General features: G+C 42.2%; 23 protein-coding genes. 8 read left to right on the top strand and 15 right to left on the bottom strand.

What is annotated here, in order from left to right; all coding sequences use genetic code 11:
• Positions 1-9 precede the first annotated feature (9 nt).
• From PR767_RS16245 to proP, 3 genes are all read right to left on the bottom strand, one after another.
• Positions 10-321 carry a monooxygenase gene (locus PR767_RS16245; RefSeq protein WP_004266141.1) on the bottom strand — a complete coding sequence of 104 codons (312 nt, stop codon included), beginning with the start codon at positions 319-321 and terminating at the stop codon, positions 10-12.
• 79 nt (positions 322-400) lie between these two features.
• Positions 401-1,843: a deoxyribodipyrimidine photo-lyase gene (gene phrB / locus PR767_RS16240; RefSeq protein ID WP_272520608.1), complete on the bottom strand. Its 1,443-nt coding sequence runs from the start codon at positions 1,841-1,843 to the stop codon at positions 401-403.
• 169 nt (positions 1,844-2,012) lie between these two features.
• A complete protein-coding gene (proP, locus tag PR767_RS16235) occupies positions 2,013-3,515 on the bottom strand; it encodes a glycine betaine/L-proline transporter ProP (RefSeq protein ID WP_004262894.1) in 1,503 nt (500 codons plus the stop codon).
• Between the two features lie 822 nt (positions 3,516-4,337).
• On the opposite strand from proP, the gene poxB reads away from it, so the two are divergent.
• Positions 4,338-6,062, top strand: a complete 1,725-nt coding sequence (gene poxB, locus PR767_RS16230) for a ubiquinone-dependent pyruvate dehydrogenase (protein WP_109912383.1) — start codon at positions 4,338-4,340, stop codon at positions 6,060-6,062.
• 57 nt (positions 6,063-6,119) lie between these two features.
• On the opposite strand, the gene PR767_RS16225 is transcribed toward poxB, so the two are convergent.
• A complete protein-coding gene (locus tag PR767_RS16225) occupies positions 6,120-7,019 on the bottom strand; it encodes a DNA-3-methyladenine glycosylase family protein (RefSeq protein WP_109912384.1) in 900 nt (299 codons plus the stop codon).
• A 151-nt stretch (positions 7,020-7,170) separates the two neighbouring features.
• Between PR767_RS16225 and PR767_RS16220 the strand changes: the two genes are divergently transcribed.
• From PR767_RS16220 to PR767_RS16210, 3 genes are read left to right on the top strand one after another with little or no spacing between them, the layout of a single operon-like run.
• The gene (locus tag PR767_RS16220) at positions 7,171-7,683 is read left to right on the top strand and encodes a DUF2569 domain-containing protein (protein WP_272520607.1); all 513 of its coding nucleotides are present in this window, start codon (positions 7,171-7,173) and stop codon (positions 7,681-7,683) included.
• Positions 7,684-7,722: 39 nt separating this feature from the next.
• Entirely contained in the window at positions 7,723-8,082 is a 360-nt protein-coding gene (locus PR767_RS16215) for a DUF488 domain-containing protein (protein ID WP_042851696.1), read from the top strand.
• Positions 8,083-8,093: 11 nt separating this feature from the next.
• Complete coding sequence (locus tag PR767_RS16210; protein ID WP_004266135.1) at positions 8,094-8,618, top strand: DUF2569 family protein; 525 nt, start codon at positions 8,094-8,096, stop codon at positions 8,616-8,618.
• A 41-nt stretch (positions 8,619-8,659) separates the two neighbouring features.
• Here the strand turns inward: PR767_RS16210 and PR767_RS16205 are convergent, their stop codons facing one another.
• The 7 genes from PR767_RS16205 to PR767_RS16175 form a co-directional block, all read right to left on the bottom strand.
• Complete coding sequence (locus PR767_RS16205; RefSeq protein ID WP_222960172.1) at positions 8,660-10,231, bottom strand: ATP-binding cassette domain-containing protein; 1,572 nt, start codon at positions 10,229-10,231, stop codon at positions 8,660-8,662.
• A 337-nt stretch (positions 10,232-10,568) separates the two neighbouring features.
• On the bottom strand, positions 10,569-12,059 hold the full coding sequence (glpD, locus tag PR767_RS16200) for a glycerol-3-phosphate dehydrogenase (RefSeq protein WP_222960174.1): 1,491 nt from the start codon (positions 12,057-12,059) through the stop codon (positions 10,569-10,571).
• Between the two features lie 313 nt (positions 12,060-12,372).
• Positions 12,373-13,131 (bottom strand): DeoR/GlpR family transcriptional regulator, encoded by a 759-nt coding sequence (locus tag PR767_RS16195; RefSeq protein WP_004262881.1) that lies wholly within the window; start codon positions 13,129-13,131, stop codon positions 12,373-12,375.
• 28 nt (positions 13,132-13,159) lie between these two features.
• The gene (gene glpG / locus PR767_RS16190) at positions 13,160-14,005 is read right to left on the bottom strand and encodes a rhomboid family intramembrane serine protease GlpG (protein WP_004266132.1); all 846 of its coding nucleotides are present in this window, start codon (positions 14,003-14,005) and stop codon (positions 13,160-13,162) included.
• A gap of 16 nt (positions 14,006-14,021) precedes the next feature.
• The gene (gene glpE, locus PR767_RS16185; protein ID WP_004266131.1) at positions 14,022-14,345 is read right to left on the bottom strand and encodes a thiosulfate sulfurtransferase GlpE; all 324 of its coding nucleotides are present in this window, start codon (positions 14,343-14,345) and stop codon (positions 14,022-14,024) included.
• A gap of 89 nt (positions 14,346-14,434) precedes the next feature.
• Complete coding sequence (gene nfuA / locus PR767_RS16180; RefSeq protein ID WP_004266130.1) at positions 14,435-15,013, bottom strand: Fe-S biogenesis protein NfuA; 579 nt, start codon at positions 15,011-15,013, stop codon at positions 14,435-14,437.
• Between the two features lie 63 nt (positions 15,014-15,076).
• On the bottom strand, positions 15,077-15,760 hold the full coding sequence (locus PR767_RS16175) for a hypothetical protein (protein WP_042851463.1): 684 nt from the start codon (positions 15,758-15,760) through the stop codon (positions 15,077-15,079).
• A 54-nt stretch (positions 15,761-15,814) separates the two neighbouring features.
• On the opposite strand from PR767_RS16175, the gene bioH reads away from it, so the two are divergent.
• Positions 15,815-16,594: a pimeloyl-ACP methyl ester esterase BioH gene (gene bioH, locus PR767_RS16170; protein WP_004266128.1), complete on the top strand. Its 780-nt coding sequence runs from the start codon at positions 15,815-15,817 to the stop codon at positions 16,592-16,594.
• A 48-nt stretch (positions 16,595-16,642) separates the two neighbouring features.
• Here the strand turns inward: bioH and PR767_RS16165 are convergent, their stop codons facing one another.
• The 4 genes from PR767_RS16165 to PR767_RS16150 all read right to left on the bottom strand — a co-directional run bounded on the left by PR767_RS16165 (position 16,643) and on the right by PR767_RS16150 (position 22,138).
• On the bottom strand, positions 16,643-16,876 hold the full coding sequence (locus PR767_RS16165) for a FeoC-like transcriptional regulator (protein WP_196719982.1): 234 nt from the start codon (positions 16,874-16,876) through the stop codon (positions 16,643-16,645).
• 11 nt (positions 16,877-16,887) lie between these two features.
• Positions 16,888-19,206, bottom strand: a complete 2,319-nt coding sequence (feoB, locus tag PR767_RS16160) for a Fe(2+) transporter permease subunit FeoB (protein ID WP_272520606.1) — start codon at positions 19,204-19,206, stop codon at positions 16,888-16,890.
• A gap of 29 nt (positions 19,207-19,235) precedes the next feature.
• Entirely contained in the window at positions 19,236-19,466 is a 231-nt protein-coding gene (gene feoA / locus PR767_RS16155; protein ID WP_004266125.1) for a ferrous iron transporter A, read from the bottom strand.
• 341 nt (positions 19,467-19,807) lie between these two features.
• A complete protein-coding gene (locus PR767_RS16150) occupies positions 19,808-22,138 on the bottom strand; it encodes a Tex family protein (protein WP_117162934.1) in 2,331 nt (776 codons plus the stop codon).
• 168 nt (positions 22,139-22,306) lie between these two features.
• Here PR767_RS16150 and greB point away from each other — a divergent pair, with 168 nt between their 5' ends.
• The 3 genes from greB to envZ all read left to right on the top strand — a co-directional run bounded on the left by greB (position 22,307) and on the right by envZ (position 24,956).
• Positions 22,307-22,792, top strand: a complete 486-nt coding sequence (gene greB / locus PR767_RS16145) for a transcription elongation factor GreB (protein ID WP_109912392.1) — start codon at positions 22,307-22,309, stop codon at positions 22,790-22,792.
• 116 nt (positions 22,793-22,908) lie between these two features.
• A complete protein-coding gene (gene ompR, locus PR767_RS16140; RefSeq protein WP_004266122.1) occupies positions 22,909-23,628 on the top strand; it encodes an osmolarity response regulator transcription factor OmpR in 720 nt (239 codons plus the stop codon).
• Positions 23,625-24,956, top strand: coding sequence for a two-component system sensor histidine kinase EnvZ (gene envZ, locus PR767_RS16135; RefSeq protein ID WP_004266121.1), 1,332 nt, complete (start codon positions 23,625-23,627; stop codon positions 24,954-24,956). The genes ompR and envZ overlap by 4 nt, the downstream gene beginning before the upstream one ends.
• Positions 24,957-24,978: the final 22 nt, after the last annotated feature.

The raw sequence follows: 24,978 nt of genomic DNA, 5'->3' as shown, positions 1-24,978 counted from the left end.
TGATAAAAATTATTGTGCTAAAAACTGCGCTTGGTTCAATTGGCTAAGCGCGTTATTTACTGCAAAAATCGCACCGCGAACATCAGGAATACCAAAGGATTTTAATCGTGCACTGTGCTTGGTGAGATAAGTTTGTGCATCAGTTTCTGAAGCAAACAGATACACACCACCTGCCATTTGCGTTTGTGGGTTTTCAGTCCAAATCTTCCAAATAAAGCCCGGCTCTTGGTTAATTGATTCCGCCAAATCATTCATTGCGGATATCATTTCATCACCCCATGGCCCCTGATACGGAAAATCAACTTGTAAAATAACGCTCATATCTGCTCCTTATGATTGAAGCGCTATAGTAACCCTTAAAGTAAATAATAACTTTGCTATTCATCGTATTTCAAACGACTTATTGCTTCAAACTATTACGTTTACCTGCCTCAAATGCAGCTAAAGTCGCTAACCGAGCTTGTTTATGGTCAACAATGGGTTCTGGGTAATTAAGCGCTGTATTGCTGATTACAGCCCATTCATATGGCGTATGAATATATTTGTCGGGCACTTGCTGCAATTCGGGCAGCCAATGGCGAATAAAAGTCCCTTGTGCGTCAAACTTCTTCCCTTGAGTGGTTGGGTTAAAGATACGAAACCAAGGAGAGGCATCAACGCCTGTTGAGGCTGACCACTGCCAACCGCCGTTGTTTGCGGCTAAGCTGCCATCAAGCAGTTGGCTCATAAAGTATTTTTCACCTTTGCGCCAATCAATCAGTAAGTCTTTGACTAAAAAACTGGCCACAATCATTCGTAGACGGTTATGCATCCAACCCGTTGTATTCAGTTGGCGCATAGCCGCGTCCACAATAGGATAACCCGTTTGTCCTGTTTTCCATGCTGCAAAATCGGTCGAAGAATCATTCCAGTGAATATGTTGTGTCCATTCAATAAATGGTTGGTGGCGGCTTAGGCGTGGAAATGCGACTAAAAGATGTGAATAAAATTCACGCCAGACTAACTCATTTAACCACGTGAACGCCCCACTATCAGGGTGATCTAACACTTGGGGGTTCTCTGCTTGTAATCGGTTGAAGCATTGGCGAGGGGATAGGACCCCCACCGCGAGGTAAGGTGATAATTGGCTGGTACCATCAATAGAGGGAATATCTCTATCATTTTGATAATCGCCGACTTTCTGGGAACAAAACTGCCTGAGTCGCGTTAAAGCCGATTTTTCACCGGCAGGAAATTGCTGGAAGTCTTCAATTGGCTGATGCGGAAATAACGGTGAAGCCCTATCAATGTTGATAGGGGCAGCTCGTTTTTCTGGGGCTCGTAGTGAACGGCAATCTGTCACGGTAAGTTGGGTGAGGAAGGCTCGGCGAAAGGGAGTATAAACTTGATACATCTCCCCTTTTTGAGTCGTCACGGAGCCGGGTGGTAGTAATAAATAGTCATCGAAAGCATGGATATGCAACCCATGAGGTTGATTGATTAACCACTCGTCTCGTTGTTTTTCGTTCCACTCATATTGCCGATTAAAAAACAAGGCATCCGCTTGCTGTGTCTTTGCGTAATCGAGTACCCATTGTGCTGCGTCGGCAAAATTAGCCACAGTTTGACAAACCAGTGGAATACCAAGCTCAGCGAGTGAATTTTGCAGTTCAGCAAGGTTTTGGTGAATGAATGAGATTTGTCGCTCAGCCATATCATGTTGTTGCCACTGCTTAGGGGTTGCAGTAAAAAGGGCAATGACTTTCGCATCTGGGTCTGCACAGGCGGAGGAAAGCGCTTTGTTATCGGTAACCCGCAGATCATTGCGAAACCAGATAAGATGACAAACGTGTTTGGCTGCCATTACCTCCCTCCTTGGTTGATGTTTTGTTGGAATCAAAACAATAGGTTTTGAAAATAAACTAGGAAAATCAATTTATTGAATTTCGGCTGATAACACAAAGCGGGAAAAACCACGCTTTTATCCCGCTTTGTCAACAACCTGAAAGGGCCGGTAAACGGCCCTTTCATATTTAATCTAATTTAGGATGCTGATTGATTAAGGATTGGCGTTTTTTCTCAAGCTCAGCAATTTGTTGGTCAATATCTTCAACTTTCTGCTCAATATTGTCAAAGTGCTCGCTAAGAATTTCTTTTGCCTCGGCTTTATCTGATGCAGCAGGTGTTGCCCCGCGTAATGGTTTATTCGCCGTTTCTGGCATTCTGATACCCGTATATAAACCAATTAAAGCAATCACGATTAAGTAATACGCTGGCATGTATAAGTCAGTAGTTGATTCGACCAACCATGCCGCAACAGTCGGTGTCGCACCGGCAATTAATACTGAAATATTAAAGGCAATAGCTAACGCACTGTAACGAATATGAGTTGGGAAAATCGCGGGTAAAATAGATGCCATAACCCCTGTAAAACAGTTCAACAGCACCGCTAAAATCAATAAACCCAGGAAAATTAAGCCAACAGAACCACTGTTGATTAACATAAACGCAGGGTATGCCAATAAAATCAGCCCTACGCTACCGGTAATGACAAATGGGCGACGACCAATTTTATCACTGGTTAAACCGATAATCGGTTGAACAAATAACATACCAATCATAATTGCAATAATAATTAGCACACCATGGTCAGTAGAGTAATTCAGGTTGTGTGATAAGTAACTTGGCATGTAGGTCAGCAACATATAGTAAGTCACGTTGGTTGCGATAACCAAGCCAACACAAATCATCAAGCTTTTCCAATACTTAGTCGCCACTTCACGTACTGAGATTTTTGGTGGATTTTGAATATTGGCTTTATCTTGTTTTTCTAACGATTCAACATGTTGTTGGAACGCAGGAGTTTCTTCCAGTGAATGACGTAGATATAACCCGATGATCCCTAACGGTAACGCTAAGAAGAACGGAATTCTCCAGCCCCAATCATGGAAGTTAGCTTCCCCAACGATACTGGAAATTAGTACTACGACACCCGCACCTAAGACAAAACCGGCGATAGAGCCAAAGTCTAACCAACTTCCCATAAAGCCACGTTTACGGTCTGGTGAGTATTCAGCAACAAAGATTGCTGCACCAGAATATTCACCACCTACCGAGAAACCTTGAGCTAACTTAGCAATTAATAACAGAATGGGGGCCCAGATACCGATGCTCTCATAGGATGGAATCAAACCAATACAGAAGGTACTGACTGCCATGATGATAATCGTCATCGAAAGGACTTTTTGACGGCCGTATTTGTCACCTAAGATACCAAAAACGACCCCCCCTAATGGCCTAACTAAGAAAGGCACGGAGAAAGTGGCTAATGCGGCAATCATCTGTACGCTCGGTGATGCGTCCGGAAAGAAAACCTGACCGAGAACATAGGCTAAGAAACCATATACCCCAAAATCAAACCATTCCATCGCATTACCCAGCGAAGCCGCGGTAATTGCTTTTTTGAGTTTACCGTCATCAATAATAGTAATATCACTAATATTTAACGGTTTTTCTTTTTTCTTCTTGAATCTCATGAAACCATCCTCTTATTTTAATTTCAATAACCGAAACAACAGCATTTAAGATGTGGGTTTTCATACATCGGTAAAATATCAAACCTTATTATTTAGAATAGACGTTGTTTACGTAATAGATAAGTTTTTAGTGTTTTTATGTCGCGCTGAAATACCAGGCTAAAATAGGTACGTCGTGGGTAGAATAATGAGAGTGTTTGTGTTGTAAATACAGCAAAAAAGCCACCTTGAGTTAAAAAATACAGTACTAATACTACATTAATATCGAACAAATGTAAAATATAGGTGTTTTATACTAATACATATGCTTTGATAGGATTTTGTGTTAGTAATATAACGATTGAACTGAATAATTGAAAAAATAGATACTCAGTAAAGGAGTGGGTAAAAATAAATTGTTTAAAATCAATTTAATACATTTTGATAGGTGAGTTTTAGCCTGTCATAAATATATAAGGTTAGCAATTTAATATGGTCGAAATAATGGTATTGTTGCGATGAAGAATATATGAAGATAACCCCATCCTTTTACGATGCTCTTGTTTTGCTTAAGCTATTAATAACTCGTCTATTTATTTATCTTGTTGCTATCCTCTTCTTTTGATAATAACGGTGGATTATGCTGTTCTATTTTATATTTAATTTGATGAGTAGGAATGAGGAATTTACTTAGTTACAATCAATCTATTGTCGATATTGGGTTTGATATAAGCGAGTATGACAAAATTCTATTTTGAATGTTGTTATGCATCTAAAAATACCCTTCATATTTTGTACTGCAAGATATCAAGGGTATCACATCCGACTTAAAAGAGTGCCATTATGAAAAAACAGAGTGTTGCATCCTATATTGCAAAAGTACTTGATAATGCAGGTGTTAAACGTATTTGGGGCGTTACAGGAGACTCGTTAAATGGCTTAACCGACAGCTTACGTCGTCAAGGCGCTATTGAGTGGCTAGGAACTCGTCATGAGGAAGTGGCTGCCTTTGCTGCGGGTTCAGAAGCTCAGCTAACCGGTAATTTAGCCGTATGTGCAGGCTCTTGCGGGCCAGGAAATATGCATCTTATTAATGGGTTGTATGATTGCCACCGTAATCGCGTACCCGTATTGGCGATTGCTGCTCATATCCCATCCAGCGAAATTGGTAGTAATTATTTCCAAGAAACTCACCCAACTGAATTATTCCGTGAATGCAGCCATTACTGTGAAATGGTCTCTAACCCAGAGCAAATTCCACAGGTCCTTGGCATCGCTATGCGTAAAGCAATTTTGAATAAAGGGGTATCAGTGGTCGTAATACCGGGGGATATTGCGCTAAAAGATGCACCAGAATCAGCGAAAGAAACATGGTATCAGCCACAAGCGCCACTTATTATGCCTCAGCGGAGTGAAATTGAAAAACTCGCCGAACTGCTGAATCAATCTAAGAATATCACGTTATTCTGTGGAAATGGCTGCGCAGGCGCTCACGATGAAGTGGTTAAGCTAGCAGAAACATTAAAAGCACCGGTAGTACATGCGTTACGTGGTAAAGAACATATTGAATGGAATAACCCATACAGTGTTGGAATGACAGGCTTGATAGGATTTTCATCGGGTTACCACGCGATGATGAACGCAGATACAGTTGTTTTGTTAGGAACACAATTTCCATACCGTCCTTTCTATCCAAGCGAAGCTAAAATTATTCAGGTTGATATTAATGCAGGTAGTTTGGGTTCTCATTGCCATATAGATATGGGCCTGATTGGTGATATCAAAGCAACATTAGATGCATTACAGCCACATTTAGAGGCTAAACAGGATACAAAACACCTTGATGGCGCTTTAAAACATTATGCAGAGGCTAGAAAAGGGTTAGATGACCTCGCTAAACCGGGTCATGAGGGATTAATACATCCACAGTATCTTGCAACAAAAATTAGTGAATTAGCCGCCGATGACGCGATTTTCACTTGTGACGTGGGAACCCCGACAGTATGGGCAGCCCGTTACTTGAAAATGAACGGTAAGCGCCGCTTAATCGGCTCCTTTAACCATGGGTCAATGGCGAATGCGATGCCACAGGCTATTGGTGCACAAGCCGTTGATAAAAAACGCCAAGTGGTTGCAATGTGTGGCGATGGTGGTTTCAGTATGTTAATGGGAGATTTTATCTCTCTTTCCCAAATGCAATTACCAGTAAAAATCATCATTCATAACAATGGCGTACTTGGTTTTGTGGCCATGGAAATGAAAGTGGCAGGTTTCTTGACAGCGGGAACGGATTTACAGAACCCTAACTTTGCAGCGATTGCGAATGCCGCGGGTATCAAAGGCATTCGTGTTGAAAAAAGTGAAGATCTAGACGGTGCATTAAAAGAAGCTTTTGCCCATGATGGGCCAGTGGTGGTTGATGTCTTGACTGCCAAACAAGAGCTGTCTATGCCGCCAGAAATCGCAGCACAAGAAGCAAAAGGCTTTAGCCTATATATGTTAAAAGCGATTATGAGTGGTCGCGGTGATGAAGTCGTTCAATTAGTGAAAACAAACTGGCTACGTTAAGTCATTATTGTGAATAGCGGGAAAGCCCAATTCAGATGGATTGGGCTTTTTTATTTATCAATATCCTGCGGCTGACTGACTACGCCACAAATGGGCGGCAACCAGTGCGCGCCATGGGGAGAATTGCTCCAACCATTTTTCCGTTTCTTTGGCGGTAGGCTGTTCTGATTTCGCGAGCAATGTTTGCAGATTACGTCTTACCGCTACATCCCCATGTAATGAGCCATCTAAGTAATTGAATCCTCGTAGTAAAGCATAGCTCACAGTCCAAGGGCCAATACCTTTGATTTGTAATAATTGCTCAGTTATTTGATTCGCATTGGAGTGAGTAACCTGCTGTGATAAATCAATTTGTTGATTTTCGATGGCTTCACAAAGGGCTCTGAGGGCGATAATTTTACCGTTTGAAAAGCCCGTTTGTCGCAGGGTTTCGTCATCAACTAACTTGATTTGTGGAGTGTCGGGGAAACACCAAATACCTGAAGTGTGCTGAATTCCCACAGCTTGAATAAAGCGCCGACGAATGGCGATAGCCGCATGAACACTAATTTGTTGGCCTATAATAGCCCAAACTAACGCTTCAAATGCGCTGGCAGATTGATAAATCCTTAATCCTCTTTGCTTTCCAATGAGCTGACCAAGTACTGGAGTTTCAAGGTAGTGTTTTTCGAACTCATCAATATTCTGTTTTAAGCCGAGTACATGCTGTGCCAGCGTTAATAGGTCTGGTTCATTGATAATGATAGATGGGGAGTCAATTGCTAATGAAATCGTTGCGTGTTGCTTTTGAAGCTCCAATGTCATTTTTGTTGCATGTTGTTGCCATATTATGCCCTTGTGTAATGTGTTTTCTTCCACTATTTCCGCGACATTGTGTTGATCTCTCAGATGAAAGGCAAAAAAATCACCATAAAGGTAATTGGTAGGGAGAGTTAGCTGTGCGGTAAATATTTGCATAATGATGGCCTTGTCAGATTTTTCTTTATTCACAATATTATTGTGAATTAGCGCATTTAGTTACTCATTTTTTACAGAGCAGATATGTTATCTTGTACAGAGCTATTTATTTTGTACTGATATTATTTATCCATTTAATAAGGAAGTGTAAATGAAAACTGAGGGTCACAGTTCATCTCATGGCACTTCGGTACCATCATCACAACCAAGGCAAGAATTAACAGGCATTGGTGGATGGCTTATTTTACCCATGTTAGGGATAGTTTTGTCTTTGATTATTTTGCCTTTTTCTATTTATGAGCAAAATGTTCAATTGATTGAATATTGGATTGAATTAACAGACCCACAATCAAGCTCATTTATTCCATTATTTAAAGAGCTCATCTACTTTGAAGTTTTAGGTAACGTTATTTTATACGCGACCTTGCTTTTTCTAAGTTATGTCTTTTTTACAAAGAAAAAACTCACAATTAAAATTTATATTTTTTTCCAGATCTTTTCGTTAGTTTTGACGGTTACGGATATCATACTCGCAAGTATTTTATTGGATTTAGAAGTTGAATCCTCGGATATCAAAGATATTTTTCGGGCACTAATTGCTTGTGCAATTTGGATACCGTATTTTTTAGTTTCAAGGCGAGTTAAAAATACCTTTGTAAATTAACAAATAAAATTTTGTGATTTTTTATTGGGTAGGTAAATGATGATTAAATGCAAACGAGTTTATGACCCTGTTGACGATAACGATGGCTACCGTGTGCTTATTGATAGACTGTGGCCAAGAGGAATAAAAAAAACAGATTTACAACACGACTCTTGGAATAAAGACGTTGCACCTTCTAATGAACTGCGTAAATGGTTTCATCAGAACACAGATCAGTTTGCACAGTTTATCGAACGATATCAGCAGGAACTTAATAACACAACGGCTTGGCAGGCGTTGGTTTCTCAGGCAAAACAAGGTGATTTAACACTGTTATACAGTGCTAAAAATACAGAACATAATCAAGCAATTGTACTCAAAGCATTTCTTGAAGATAAAATGCAAAGTAAAAGTAAATAAAGGTTATCGGAATGGATATTCAGCAATCAACCACACAAACAGAGCCAGCAATAATATCATCGGTGGCTCAACCAGCGGTTAAAAAGCCGTTACACGGGATTAGTGGCTGGTTAATTTTACCAATTATCGGACTGTTTTATATGCTGTACAAAACAGTCATGATGTTATTGCAAGAAATTTCACAAGTTCAAACCGCATGGCCATTGGCAACTCAAGCGGATTCTGATTTTTATATTCCAGGTTTTGCGACAGGTTTCTATCTCTTGCAACTAGGTTATGGTGTTTTGATTGCACTGTTTCTTTGGACATTTATCGCCGCAGTTAAATGGAAAAAACAAGCGAAGTGGCTATTTATCATCACCATGGTGTTATTTACTTTAATGGTATTGGTTGCCCGTTTTGTATTCCCATATATATTTGGATTGGAAATTAATCACTCAAATATTATTACAGCCATAAATGGCAGCTTCTATTGTGTGTTATGGATCCCCTACTTTTTAGTTTCACATCGCGTCAAAAATACGTTTATCCATTAAAGTATCTGGCCACTCCATATTAGTAGTGGCCTAACATACGGTTATTTATCAGAAAGATTTAGAGTGTGGGTTATATTGCAGTTTGCAATAAACGCGTCATCGTGGGAAACCAGTAATAGTGTTCCTTGGTAGTCCTGCAATAGCGCTTCAAGTAGTTGTTTTGAATCTAAGTCTAAATGATTATCGGGCTCGTCGAGTAATAAAATAGCGGGTGGACTCGGGCTATGTGTGAGTGCCAATAGCGTTGCTTTTAGCTGCTCACCACCACTGAGCTGCTGTAGTGGTAACAATGACTTATCTCCTCGTATCCGCAACATGCCTAATTGCGTGCGCCACTGTTCTACAGTAAATACAGGTTGGTATTGATAAAGCGCTTCAGCGACAGGCAATGTTTTATCGAGTAAATTGAGGTGTTGATCTAAATAGCAAAACTCACCGCTTAGGCGGTACTCTCCTGAAGATGATGGCAACAGGCCTGCAAGCACTTTAAGTAGCGTTGATTTACCGCAACCATTAACTCCTTGAATATGCCAGTGCTCTCCACTGTATACAGTGAATGAGAGTGGTGACGAATAACCGTAAAGCAAACGCAAGTCAGAAGCGAAAATTGTGACTTTATTTCCTTCATTTTGATAGTTAATCGTCATTTTTTGCGGCTTGATATGGCGAGCCCTTTCTTGGTTTTCCTGTTGCTGGTTTTGTAGATTATCCATCACTCGTTGGTGCCGCTCTGCGACATTTGATTGCTTTTTCTCCGCACGATTTTTCTGCATATCAAGCAGCAGTAAGGATTGCGACCCACCATAGCGAATTTTTTCACCTTGTTTTTTGCGTTGAGCGGCTTTTTGTAATGTGGCTTGCTGTTGTTTTTTCTCTTGGTGAATGCGTTTTTCTAAGCGTTCACCTTGTGCGTCAATTGCAGCGATTTCCAAGTTTTTTTGGGTATCGTATAACGTATAATTTCCCCCATATTCATGTAAGCCTTTTTCCGTTAACTCAAAAATGGTATCCATTTCTTCTAATAGGGTTCTGTTGTGAGAAATAATGAGACAACCAGCTCGATGCTCAGTAAGCTTTTGATTGAGCCATTGCCGACTTTGTGTATCTAAATGGTTATCTGGTTCATCAAGTAGCAAAAAGTGGTTTTGATGAAGAAATGCATGACAAAGGGCTAGGCGAGTACGTTCCCCCCCACTTAAATGGGCAATGGGGGCTTCCATTGAGATAGCGAGTCCTGCTGAATCCAATAAACTTTGCCATTGGGAAGGTAAATGCCATTTATCTTCCGTTAGTTCAAAATCTGCCAAAGAACCATTCCCTGCCTCAATGCGTGAAAATGCGTGATAAAGTTCATTCATGCCTAAGGCATCGACGAGTGTTTCGCCAGTTAGTCGCGTTAATTGCTCGACATAGATAAAGGGAAGGTTCCAATGTACATTCCCTTGCGTAGGGGATAATTGGTCAGCAAGAATACGCATCAAGACAGATTTTCCTTTGCCATTATGACCAATTAGGGCATTTTTTTGGCATGACAGCGTCCCGCTTAACGGAGGAAAAAGGGCGGTTTGGTTAAATTCAATATTGAGCTGTGAAAAGTGACAAGCAATCGTCATATGCACCTCCAAAATAATGAGGACAGACAACGTCGTTGACTTATCAAGAAGCGTCGATGAAAGCGGTTGCCTGCCAGGAACAGAAAAATGAATACCAAAAGGGTATTGGAAAATATTTTCTGGCAGTGCTTAGTTCATCGTGAGGCGTACCTGCGAAGTTGGGTGAGCGATAAATTCGCACACATTATAAACAGGTTAAATTGATTTACGCAACTTATCGTGATTGGGTTTTTTCTGAAAGTCGTGCTAACGATTTAATAATAGAAAAAACCAGTCAATAATAGCGACTGGCTTTTTCCATTAACAACGAGATTTTATAACAACGAGATTTTTACGATTATGCAGAGGTATTCTCTGACAACCATTGAGCAATGCGCTGCTTTTCTTCTTCATTCAGCCACATACCCAATTTAGTGCGACGCCAAATAGCATCATCCAACTCTGTTACCCATTCATGTTTGACTAAGTAACGTAATTCCGCTTCGTAGAAATTCGCAGAGAATGCTTCACCGAGGTCGCTGAGTGAATTCGCGCCTTCAAGGATTAATTTACTGTTGCTACCGTAGGTTCTGGCAAAACGTAGCGCTAAGCCTTCAGGAAGCCATTGATAATGTTGACGCAACACGCGTGCATAACCATCACGGTCACAACCTTCGATATCACCACCCGGTAATTGGCCATTTTTGGTCCATGGGCTACCTGCATTTGGATAGTAAGTCGCTAATTTATTCACAGCGGCTTCCGCTAACTTACGATAAGTCGTTAATTTACCACCAAATACAGACAACAATGGCGCTTGGCCTTGTTCATCGTGAATATCCAATGTGTAATCACGAGTAATGGCTTGTGGTGAGTCTGATTCATCGTCGCACAGTGGGCGAACACCTGAATAATCCCAAACAATATCACTCACGGTTAACTGCTTTTTGAAGTGGTCGTTATACACTTTCAGTAAATAGTTAACTTCGTTTTCATCAATTTTGACGTCTTTCGGGTCGCCTTTATATTCTACGTCAGTCGTACCGATGATAGAAAACTCATCCATCCACGGGATAACAAATACAATACGGTTATCTTCATTTTGTAAGATGTACGCTTGTGGTTCATCATGTGCGCGTGGAACGACAATGTGGCTACCTTTGATTAGGCGAATACCATAAGGTGATTTTAATTTCAGGCCATCATCAAAGAACTCTTTTACCCAAGGCCCTGTGGCATTAACCAGCCCTTTCGCTTTCCATGTATGAGTTTCCCCCGTACGTAAGTCTTGAGCTTCAACAACCCATAAGCCGTTTTCACGGTAGGCGCGAGTCACTTTTGTGCGAGTACGAACCTCACCATTCTTACGTACCACTTCTTGAGCGTTTAACACAACTAAACGCGCATCATCAACCCAACAATCGGAATATTCAAAACCTTTCGTTAATTCAGGTTTGAGTACAGAGTTTTGGTTGAATTTCAGACCTTTACTGCTTGGTAAGCTGACACGTTTGCCTAAATGGTCATATAAAAATAAGCCAATACGGATCATCCAAGCTGGACGTAAATGAGGCTGATGAGGTAAGCGGAAGCGCATTGGGAAGGCTATATGTGGTGCTAATCGTAATAGCACTTCACGTTCAGCCAATGCTTCGCTCACTAATCTAAATTCATAATGCTCTAAATAACGTAAGCCACCGTGAATGAGTTTAGAACTCGCAGATGAAGTCGCACTTGCCAAGTCTTGAGCTTCGAGCAGTAATACCGATAATCCACGACCTGCAGCATCTGCTGCAATACCAGCGCCGTTGATCCCGCCGCCGATGACAATCAAGTCTTTAGTTTCCATGCATCCCCCTGAGATGTTCGAAACACTTTCAATAATGTTCGTTTTCGCTCATTTGATTGTAGTCAAAATAGATAGTGATGCCAACTATTATTAATGAAAAAAATAACAACTGCGTGATATTGGTAACAATTTTTTTTCAATACCCACACATAAAATATTGTTATTTACAATGAAAAAAAGATAGTTTCGCGCGAAAAAGAAAAAAACAATGGCAAGGCGGGGGAGACTAAGATAGGAAAGGAGACTAAGATAGGAAAGGAGACTAAGAAGTATGATGGCAGCGGGCGCTACCATCATTAAGATAATTATTTGATTAACAAAGCTCTAATTGAACATTATGTTGCTCAATGACTTTGAGAATGCTGTCAGGTGGCTGTTTATCCGTAAATAAGTAGTCAATCAGGTTCATATTGCCCAAATTAACCATCGCGTTACGACCAAATTTAGAATGGTCGGTGACGAGCATGACACAGCGTGAGTTTTCAATAATCGCGCGTTTGGTACGAACTTCATGGTAATCGAACTCAAGTAATGAGCCATCCATATCAATACCACTGATACCCAAAATACCGTAATCTAACCTAAATTGAGAAATAAAATCGAGGGTCGCTTCACCGACAATACCGCCATCTCTTGAGCGAACTTCACCCCCCGCTAAAATTAGGCGGAAGTCTTCTTTTGGCATCAGTAATGTGGCGACATTAAGGTTATTGGTCACCACGCGTAGGTTTTTGTGATTAACCAATGCGTGAGCAACGGCTTCGGGAGTGGTACCAATATCTATAAACAATGTTGCACCGTCAGGAATTTGGCTCGCAACATGTTGTGCGATACGCGCTTTTTCATCTGACCACATGATTTTACGGTCATTATAAGCCGCATTCACGGAACTTGAAGGCAGTGCTGCACCACCGTGGTGCCGCTGAATTTTATTTTGTTCAGCGAGGTCATTGAGGTCCCGACGGATTGTTTGAGGGCTTACCTCAAAGTGTTCGACGAGTTCTTCAGTACTGACATATCCCTGAAGACGCACAAGCTCAACTATTGCATCATGTCTCTGGGTTTGTTTCACAGCGTTAGCCTCTAATTATTAAAATGTTTTATCTGGAGCTCTGGTGTTTAAAACTGTGCCTATTATCCCATACTCCCATCAATAAGCCGATAATTAACCCTGAAGTATGTGCGGCATTCGCAATATGCATACCTAAAACATCGAAGTAACCGAAAAAAAGCCAGATAATAGAGAATATCATTAACCCACGAGGGACGCTGATGCCACTTTCAGGCCGACGTTCACCCGTTAACCACACATAGCTGACAAGGGCATAGACGACACCAGATAAGCCGCCAAAGTTGTTTTCACTAAACAGCGACTGCCCCCAGTTACTAAACAGTGCAGAGACTAGTAAGATAGTGAATAATTTACCCGTTCCGAGCTTTCGCTCAACTTGCCCAGCCAGAAACCACCATAGCGCAAGGTTGAAACCAATATGTGATAGCGAAAAGTGCACCAATGCAGGGCTAAACCAACGCCAAAGTTCCGTTTGTTGGTCGCCAATAGGCCATGCTAAATAGCGTAGAACTTCTCGAGCATCGGTCATTTCTACCCAAAGATATACAACAATCGACAATAAAATAACAGCGATAGTTAAAGGGCCAGATTGTTCTTTAAGGTAGCCCCAGGTCAGGTAGTTACGATATTGAAACTGGGTATCTGCGCTTCCCGTGTGCCAACTGGCTTCTAGGTAGCGGGGGTGATTTGGATCTTGTAAAAAAATATCTAATTCTTTCTGGGTTTGAGATTGAAATTGCTCATCTTCTAGCCAAAGCTCAAAGACGGCTTGTTCCTGTGATGGCTTTATTATTAAGTGGATATTTTTGCTAGCCATATAGTCAACAAAGGCTTGTGCCATTCTAGGATTAGCAAAAGAGGTGATGTGGATCATGAATGCGTTTTCTCATCTAGAGAGCCGTAACGGCTTGTGGATATTCCCTTAACCATGCTTCAAATCCACCATTGATGCTGTATACAGATTCAAAGCCAATGTTGATCAGATATTGTGCAGCGCCTTGGCTACTGTGCCCATGGTAACACATCACCATAACTGGTTGTTCGTAATCCGTTTGTTCTAGAAATTGGCTTAGTGACTCATTGGTGAGGTGATAGGCCCCACTAGCATGGCCTGCGCGGAAACTTTGTGGGTCTCGTACATCTACCAGTATGGCAGTACCGTCCACCCAATGTTGGTAAGCTTGCTCTGGTGTTAGTGTTTCAAAATGGTCCATAAAATACCAAATACAGTAGGTAACAACCGATAAAAGGTTAAATGAGAGGCACCCGTAAAAAACCAAGTGCCAAATACTCGTGGTATTGATTAGTAGAAAGAGTGCTCGCCACGTTGGTGTTCAGTCAGGTCTTTAACGCCTTTTAGCTCACCTTCAAACATTTTGAGAAGTTCTTTTTCGATACCTTCTTTAAGAGTGACATCAACCATTGAACAACCGTTACAGCCGCCACCAAATTGCAGAATTGCAAAGCCTTCATCGGTGATTTCCATCAGGGAAACACGGCCACCGTGGCTGGCAAGTTGTGGGTTAATTTGTGACTGTAAAACATACTCAACACGTTCAATTAATGGTGCGTCATCAGAGACCTTACGCATTTTGGCGTTTGGTGCTTTTAACGTCAGTTGTGAGCCCAGTTGGTCGGTAACGAAGTCAATCTCGGCATCATCTAAGAATGGCGCGCTAATTTCATCAACATAAGCAGATAATTTCTCGAACTTTAGTTCTTTATCTGTTGCTTCAACGGCACCCGGAGGGCAGTATGACACACCGCACTCTGCGGTTGGTGTGCCTGGGTTGATAACAAAAACACGGATTTGAGTTCCTGGCTCTTGATTTTCCAACAATTTGGCAAAATGAGCCTGTGCTGCTTCAGTAATATTAATCATAATCATTTGCTCAATAATAGTTGACTGCTTTAGTTGGTTATAATACGCCCATTTACCCCTTTCCTACAAGGTGCGACACAGTGACCATGCATCAACAGTATGTACACCCGCACAAATCAACAATTGTGCTGCGGTATTCATGGTGGAACCTGTTGTAATAACATCATCAAGAACAGCAACATGTAGGTTTGAAACCGAGTTGTTTAAGGTAAATGCTCCCTTTAGGTTATTTCGGCGATACTCACGTTTTAGTGTAATCTGTGCCAGTGTAGCACGACTACGTGATAATGAATTTTGCGAATAGGGGATATTTAACCATCTGGATAAATTTTCGCCTATTAATGCCATATGGTCAAATCCTCTCCACCACAGACGGCGGCGATGCAGTGGAATGGTGATGATTAAGTCCGGTTTTTGCCATTTTTGTTGGCGGTAACCCGTGAGCCAAAATAACGCAAAAATTCGTGCTAGAGTAAAAGCAAGTTGAGATTGTTTTTGAAATTTAAAACGATGGATTAACAAGCGTAAAGCGCCTTGGTACGGGGTTACTGTGATAATTCTCTGCCATGCGGGAGGGTTTTTTAGGCAACGTCCGCACTCCATGGTAGGCTGCTCACAGGGTAAAGCGCAGCGTAAACAGCAGGTTGGCATTTTAGGTAGTCCTTTGAGGCAAAAATGACAAACACCCTGATGAGTTAATTTTAGTGATTGGTGACATAGCCAGCAGCCCCCCTCCATTGTTAGCATAGTAGCGTCCCGTTAAAACGAATTGACAAATAAATGAATGAAGAGAGTGTAACGATGGCAAAGTTATATTGGCAGACCGTTGGTGAAGGTAAACAAGATCTTGTGTTGCTGCACGGATGGGGACTGAACGCACAAGTCTGGCAAACAATTATTCCGCGAATCGCTTCGCACTTTCGGGTTCATTTAGTTGACCTGCCAGGTTATGGGCGTAGCCAAGGTTTCCTTCCTATGAATATTCAATCAATGGCAAATATTTTGTGGGAACAAGCGCCTAAAAACGCGATTTGGCTCGGTTGGTCACTTGGTGGGCTAGTTGCAAGTCGTGTTGCACTTGACCATCCTTATGAAGTCAAAGGGTTAATTACCGTTGCTTCTTCTCCATGCTTTAAAGCAGAAGAAAACGGTTGGGCGGGGATCCGACCGGAAGTTTTATTAGGTTTCGAACAGCAACTTTCGGCTGATTTTCATCGTACCGTTGAGCGTTTTTTAGCATTGCAGACATTAGGGACAGAAAGCGCAAGAAATGATGCTAGAACCTTGAAGTCCGTGGTACTTGAACAACCTATCCCAACGGTTGAAACGTTAAATGCCGGGCTTGAATCATTGCGTACCGAAGATTTGCGCGATGAATTAAAACAGTTACCCATTCCTTTCTTGCGCATTTATGGTTATCTCGATGGCTTGGTACCGCGCAAAATAGTGCCCATTTTAGATGAGCTTTACCCTAATTCCCCATCTGTCATTATGCGCAATAGTGCTCATGCACCCTTTATTTCCCATCCTGATGAGTTTTGCGAATACCTGTTGGATTTTCAAAGTCGTATCGAGGAATAAATAAAAAAATCAGCCTAACTCATGGCTGATTCTTTTGTGGTGTACCTATTATTTGATTTTATACACAAAATGAGCGCAATCAGTGCTTTCTGGGCAGCCTTTACAACTACTGCCCGTTAAACAAGCATTGATATCGACTTGTTCAATTTTTTCTAAGCTGACGAGTTTCTCAACCATCGCTTGAATTAATGGAACCGGTGTATTTAGCTGCTCACTGAGTAGCGCGATGTCAGCTTGCCCATATAAGGCGATTAAATCTCTTATTTGCAGCAAGCTAGTCATCGTTTTATTCCTTAGTGGCAAGCATCACTTGAACAGCCAGAACATTGCTCTGCAGTTTTGCTCTTGATGTTCAGGGTTACGCGGCTACGCATGCGGCGTAAGAATATGAACAAGGCAAGGTTGAACAGGACAACCGCAGCAATGGTAATCAAACTGCGTTGTGGGTGCTCGCTGAATGTGGCAACTTGGTAAAACAGAGCCGCGAGGCTATAAGCCACATTCAAGCCCCACAGAATGGAGAAACTCATCCAACTTTTATTGGTTTCACGTGCGATAGCACCCATCACCGAGACGCAAGGCACATACAGTAAGACGAAGATTAGGTAGCTATAGGCAGCAATGCCTGAACCAAATTTCGCTGCCATAGTGCCCATTGAACCGGACTCCATCTCTCCATCACCTTTACTGGCTTCGATAGGGTTTGATAGCGCACTTAAGGTAAAGGTTTCTTTTAAGCTGTCCCAAGTTTCAGAAACCGCATCTCCCAGTTCTTCCCATAAATTGAATGATTCTGCATCGAATGGCTCAGAAGTAATGGCTTCAGCGGTATACAGAGTATTTAAAGTCCCCACGACGACTTCTTTAGCCATCGCCCCGGTAATTAACCCCACGGTCGCTTGCCAATTATCTGCATGCACACCAATCGGCTGTAACGCAGGGGTAATGACTTTACTGACAGAAGCGAGTGCAGAGTCATTAATATTATCAACAGGCTTACCAGAGAAAGAGAAACTATTTAATGCACCAATAAAGATACTGGCAACGACGATAACTTTACCCGCTCGTACCACAAAGCCTTTTAGGCGTTGCCATGTTTGCATCAGCAATGTTTTGATGTGCGGTACATGGTAAACCGGAAGCTCCATAATAAACGGAGAGGCCTCGCCACGCATAAGGGTATGTTTTAGTAATAACCCTGTCAAAATGGCGACAACAATCCCTAAAATATAGAGAGAAAAGACCACACTAGCCCCATTTTTGCCAAAGAAAGCGGCAGCAAAAACAGCGAAAATGGCCAGCCTTGCACCACAAGACATAAACGGTGCCATTAGTACCGTAATGAGCCTTTCACGTGGTGCATCTAGCGTGCGTGCACCCATAATTGATGGTACGTTACAGCCAAAGCCGACAATCAACGGTACGAAGGATTTACCTGGTAAACCTAGCGCCTGCATGAGGCGGTCCATCACGAAAGCGGCTCGTGCCATATAACCCGAGTCTTCCAGTATTGAAAGAAACAGGTACATCATCCCGATTTGTGGTACTAACGGTAATACTGTATTAATACCACCGCCGACACCTTGGGCAAGGAAAATAGTGAGCCAATCAGGGAAGCTAAAATAGGCACCAACCCACTGAATACCATGAATAAATATCGCCTCAGAAGCACCTTCAAAGAAAGGCTGCAATGCCCCACCAATGTTAATGGCTAAGACAAACATCAGGTACATCACAAATAAGAAAATAGGGACACCGAGCCAACGGCTCAGAATAAATCTATCCAGTGATTGTGTTAGTCGATTTGGTTCAGCGGCGCTATTGTTAATCGCGGCATGACAAATTGTGGCAATAGATTGATAACGTGCGTCAGCGATGAGTAGTTCAGGCTCTTCGTTTAAGCCTTCTTTCAGTGTTTGGCGTATCGCCAGTAATTGCCCTTCAGATATTTCTGCGCGTTGGCGGCTATAAATATCTCCTTCGAGAATTTGTAATGCTAACCAGCGGCGTTGCTGATGGCTAAATTGTTGTGTTGAAATTTGTTCAGATAACGAATCCACTGCCTGCAATAACTGGGGTGGATATTCCACAAGGGCTTGTTGGCTATTTTGTGGATGTGTATCAATGGCTTTTTTCAGTTTATCGATACCAGTTGCTCGAGTTGAAACCATTGGGATCACAGGGCAACCGAGCTGTTTTTCTAATTCAGCAATATTAATATCAATATGTTGGCTTTGAGCGATATCCAACATATTCAAGGCAACAATACATGGAACGCCTAACTCAACTAATTGTAATGTCAGATAGAGGTTACGCTCTAAATTGGATGCATCGACAACATTAATGAGCATGTCGGCCTCACCACTTAAAATAAAGTAGCAGGCGATTTGTTCGTCGAGAGAGGTTTGTTCAGAAATGGTGGTCAAAGAGTAAGTGCCGGGTAGGTCAACAAGCTCGATTTTATGGTCATCGGTATGGAAGCGACCCACTTTTCGTTCAACAGTGACCCCTGCCCAGTTACCGACCCGCTGCCTTGACCCTGTAAGTTGGTTAAATAGGGTCGTTTTGCCTGCATTGGGATTACCAATTAAGCCGATAGTTAATCGTTTCATAGTGTTTGCCAATAATAAAAAAGAAATACTTAAACGGTGGTCGCTTCATCTAGATTGAGTAGGGCAAGATCCTTTTTACGCAGCACTAAGCTGACACGGTGAGTTTCTATTTGTACAGGATCACCAAAAGGCGCCAAGCGCACCACTTTAAAGACAGAACCCGGAAGTAAACCGAGTGAGAGTAGTTTTTGTCGGTATGCAGGACTGATTTCTGGAGAGAAACCAAGTATTTTGTAACTGCATTGAGGAAGTATTGCCATAGTGTCTTCCTAATCATTTAATTCATAATGATATCGATGACAATTGTTAAAGATTACAATTGCTCAGGTAATAAGACTGCCAAACAAAAATAAATCTAATTAACAATGAGAATCATAATCATCCACTTTTTGTTATATTTAGCCTCTTTTTTCGTCAGTTTGACTTGATGTGGATCAACGAAGCATTGAGTTTGCGGTGTTTCGTTAGCAAAAGTAATGGCGGAGTAAACGCGGGGGAGAGGGTGGAATAATGTTCAATATATTGGTTGGGATAATTAATTACAGCGATTATTTTTTGATATAGGCATCACAATAAGTACATTGCGATGCCTATTAAAAAGTTAGCGCTTCTTGCCAAATGCAGCAGCAAGGGCATCACTCATGGCACTATTACCAGAAGATGCGTTGTTTTGGCGTGAATTACCTCTTGATTGAGGAGCCTTACGTGTATTTTTGTCCTGCTCAGGGGCTGCACGGCGAGGTGCACTGTTCGCATCACCGGCTTGTTCATCTAAACGCATCGTTAACGCAATACGTTTGCGCGCAATATCCACATCTAACACTTTGACTTTTACAATGTCACCGGCTTTTACCACTTTGTGTGGGTCTTCGACATAACTATTTGAAAGTGAAGAAATATGAACTAAACCGTCTTGGTGAACACCAATATCTACAAAGGCACCGAAGTTAGTCACATTGGTAACCGCACCTTCTAAAATCATGCCAGGAGTCAGGTCCTTCATGGTTTCTACGCCTTCCGCGAAGGTCGCTGTTTTAAACTCAGGACGTGGGTCACGGCCCGGTTTTTCCAGCTCTTTAATGATGTCAGTGACGGTTGGAACCCCAAATTGTTCCGTGGTGAAGTCGCGTGGGCTCAAGGCATTAAGTACCTGTGAATTACCCATAATTTCTTTGAGCGGCTGGCGGACAGACTCAAGAATTTTTTCGACAATTGGATAAGCTTCAGGGTGAACAGTAGAGGCATCTAATGGGTTTTCACCATTGGTGATACGTAAGAAGCCTGCACATTGTTCAAAAGCTTTTGGCCCAAGACGCGCAACTTTGAGTAACTGTTTTCTATCGCTAAACTGGCCATTTTGGTCGCGCCAGTCCACCACGTTTTGCGCAATCATTTTGCTTAAACCGGCAACCCGAGTCAGTAAGGCAACAGAAGCGGTATTTAAGTCAACACCAACGGAGTTTACACAGTCTTCGACGACCGCATCGAGCTTACGCGCTAATTGCGTCTGGCTGACATCATGCTGATATTGGCCAACCCCAATGGATTTAGGGTCAATTTTCACCAATTCAGCCAACGGGTCTTGTAGGCGGCGGGCAATTGATACGGCACCACGTAAAGACACATCTAAGCTTGGAAATTCCAGCGCTGCAAGTTCAGAAGCGGAATAAACAGAAGCGCCAGCTTCGCTAACAATCACTTTCTGTGCCTTTACTTCTGGGTACTGTTTTTGTACTTCAGCAAAGAAACGTTCCGTTTCGCGAGAAGCGGTCCCGTTACCTATCGCTACTAATTCGACATTGTGTTTTTGGCAAAGTGCTGCGACGATGGTTGCCGCTTTGGCAGCTTGCCCGGTATGCGGATAAATCGTATCGGTCGCAATTAATTTTCCTGTCGCATCCACGACAGCGACTTTCACGCCAGTCCGCAGGCCTGGGTCTAAGCCCATGGTGGCACGCATTCCTGCAGGTGCTGCCATCAGTAAATCACTGAGGTTACGAGCAAATACGTTAATGGCTTCTTCTTCGGCCTTTTCACGCAGTGAGCTCATCACTTCTGTTTCCAAGTGCAGTAATACTTTGACACGCCATGTCCAACTGATCACCGCTTTACGCCATTGGTCAGCCGGAGCATTGTTTAAACGAATATCTAAGTGGCGGGTGATAATTTCTTCGCAGTAACTTTCTTTTGGTGGTTCATCGAACTGAGGATCACAGTTTAATGAAAGCTGTAGAATTCCTTCGTTACGACCACGGAACATCGCAAGAGCTCGATGAGAAGGAACCTGAGCAACAGGTTCGTGATGTTCAAAATAGTCGCTAAATTTTACCCCTTCTTCTTGCTTACCTTCTGCAACAACAGAAACAAGATGGGCATTTTTCCAAATATAGTCGCGAACTTTCGCTAAAAGAGCCGCATCTTCGGCGAAGCGTTCCATAAGGATATAGCGAGCACCATCTAAAGCGGCTTTGACATCAGCAACACCTTTGTCTGCATCGATATAGGTTTTTGCGAGTTCATCAGGTGACTGGTTAGGGTCATTCCACAGGGTGTCAGCTAAAGGCTCAAGTCCTGCTTCGATGGCAATTTGCCCACGGGTGCGACGTTTCGGTTTATACGGAAGATACAGGTCTTCAAGTTCGGTTTTATTGAGCGTAGTGTCAATAGCGGAGGCAAGCTCAGGTGTCAATTTACCTTGCTCTTCTATCGACTTAAGAATGGTCTGTTTACGGTCATTTAATTCGCGCAAGTACCCTAAACGGCTTTCTAGCTGGCGAAGCTGAGTATCGTCCAACCCACCGGTAACTTCTTTACGATAACGCGCAATAAACGGGACAGTATTTCCTTCATCTAACAGTGTGATGGCAGAAAAAACCTGTTTCGGCTGGGCTTGCAGTTCCGCTGCAATAATTTGGCTTAGAGTTTCATTCATGTCGAATTTAAATACCTACTGAAAGAACAGTTAAAAAATTTACTGCACTGTTATACTTGGTGAGAAAGAGAATTTCCAGACTGAATTTGAGCCTATTGGTAGGAAAGTCTCAGATTATGTTCTATAAAATATTATAATTATGGCTCCACTGGCTAAAATCTGAAGGTTATGACTAAAAGTCTTTTAATTACACGTGAAGGTTGGGATGCATTAGATAAAGAGCTGAAGTACCTGTGGAAGGAAGAACGCCCTCGGGTTACTCAATCTGTTTCAGAGGCCGCTGCTCAAGGGGATCGCTCAGAAAATGCAGAATATATTTATGGTAAAAAAAGGTTGCGTGAGATTGATAGGCGCATCCGTTTTTTATCCAAAAGATTGGATCAATTAAGGATTATCGAGCCTGATCCCCGCCAAGAAGGCCGTGTCTTTTTTGGCGCATGGGTTAAACTAGAAGATGAAAATGAAAATATCAGAATATTCCGTATCGTCGGTGCTGATGAGTTCAACCCTACAAAACAATGGATTTCAATAGACTCTCCGGTAGCACGAGCCTTGATAGGCAAACAGGTTGATGATGAAATAACAGTAAATACGCCAGGAGGGCAGGTGACTTATTTTGTGTTAGAAATAAGCTACCACCCACTAACTACCTGAAGAGTAAAATGATTCATTAAATCCTACGTTAGTGGTAAATTAGTGAGCATTAATATTGTTTTATTTACATTCATTAAAAAAATAATTTGAAAGATGCACATCTTGAGGGCTACAAAATGCAGGAAAGTTATAAGGTTCTTGTCGTCGATGATGATATGCGTTTACGTGCACTGCTGGAACGTTACCTCACTGAGCAGGGTTTTCAGGTAAGGAGTGCTGCAAACGCTGAACAGATGGACAGAATCCTGACAAGGGAATCTATTCATTTGATCGTCTTAGATTTAATGCTACCGGGTGAAGATGGGCTATCGATTTGCCGCCGCTTACGTAGTCAAAATAACCCAATTCCTATTATTATGGTGACAGCGAAAGGTGAAGAAGTTGATCGTATCGTTGGCTTAGAAATCGGTGCAGATGACTATATTCCAAAACCTTTTAATCCACGGGAATTGCTAGCTCGTATCCGTGCGGTATTACGTCGTCAAGCTAACGAATTACCGGGTGCGCCATCTCAAGATGATGCAATAATTACTTTCGGTAAATTTAAATTAAATCTTGGAACACGAGAAATGTTCCAAGGTGATGAAAATATGCCATTAACCAGCGGCGAATTCGCGGTGTTAAAAGTGTTGGTTTCTTATCCAAGGGAACCGTTGTCTCGTGATAAGTTAATGAGCTTAGCGCGAGGCCGTGAATACAGTGCGATGGAACGTTCTATTGATGTTCAAATCTCACGTTTGCGCCGTATGGTTGAAGAAGACCCAGCACATCCTCGTTATATTCAGACGGTTTGGGGCTTGGGCTATGTGTTTGTTCCGGATGGAAGTAAAGCATGAAGCGACTGAGGTTTTCAAGGCGTAGTACATTTTCTCGCTCGTTATTTTTATTTGTAGCCTTACTGTTTGCGAGCCTCGTAACCAGTTATATGGTCGTGTTGAATTTTGTTGTGATGCCTAGCTTACAACAATTCAATAAGGTATTGGCATACGAAGTAAGAACATTAATGACAGAGAAAATGGTTCTACAAGATGGAACCTCAGTGCGGGTATCTCCCGCGTTGCGTAAGAAAATCTACAATGAATTAGGGATTACCTTTTATGCACATTCAGCGGCAATGGAAGAAGGGCTGAACTGGGCAAAAGAGTATGATTTTCTAAGCGAACATATGTCCGAATATATTGGTGGCAAGGCGAGTGTTCATCTCGAACTAGGCCGAGAGTATCCCATTCTATGGCTAACGTCTTATCTCGCACCTGATATCTGGGTGCGAGTTCCTCTGACTGAAATTGGTCAAAATCAGTTTTCCCTGGTTTTTCGCTATACCTTAACGATTTTTCTCACCATTTTTGCCGGGGTATGGTTGTATATACGCTACCAAAACAAGCCGTTGCTTGAATTGGAGTATCATGCAGGTGAAGTTGGTAAAGGGGTAATTTTGCCCCCAATGCAAGAAAAAGGCGCCACCGAGGTTAGGGCCGCCATCCGTTCTTTTAACCACATGGCAGCAGGGATTAAAACCTTAGAAAATGATCGAACTGTCTTAATGGCAGGGGTAAGCCATGACCTAAGAACACCTTTAACCCGTATTCGTTTAGCAACAGAGATGATGAGCCCAGAAGATAGCTATCTGGCGGAATCAATTAATAAAGATATTGAAGAGTGTGATGCGATTATCGGTCAATTCATGTCCTACCTGAAAACAGGTCAAGAAATGGATATGGAATTCTGTGACCTTAACGCTATTTTAATGGACGCGGTGAACTCAGAAAGCAATGTCATCGGTGAAATTGAAACCGCACTTGAGCCCGGCTCAATGATTGTTAATGGTAACCCATTAGCGATCAAACGCGCTATTACGAACATGATAGTTAATGCATACCGCTATGGTAATGGCTGGATCAAGGTCAGTAGTGGTAAAACGGAAGACTCAGTTTGGTTCCAAGTTGAAGACGATGGCGCAGGTATCAAAGAAGAAGATATTCACCGCCTGTTCCAGCCATTTGTGCAAGGTGAAAAAGCCCGTAGCAACAAAGGAACAGGGTTAGGTCTAGCGATTATTCGTCGAATTGTTGATGCTCACGAAGGGAGCATTGAGATTCATAAAAGTGAGCGTGGCGGGTTTGCTATTAGGGCTTTGCTTCCTCTTAAAGAGAAAGAAGACTAAATACTCTTCACACTTTGCGCGG

The sequence above is a fragment of the Providencia sp. PROV223 genome, assembly GCF_028479245.1.
Classification (GTDB): domain Bacteria; phylum Pseudomonadota; class Gammaproteobacteria; order Enterobacterales; family Enterobacteriaceae; genus Providencia; species Providencia rettgeri.
Note: the sequence above shows the minus strand (reverse complement) of the source record. Positions and strands in the feature narration are given on the sequence as shown.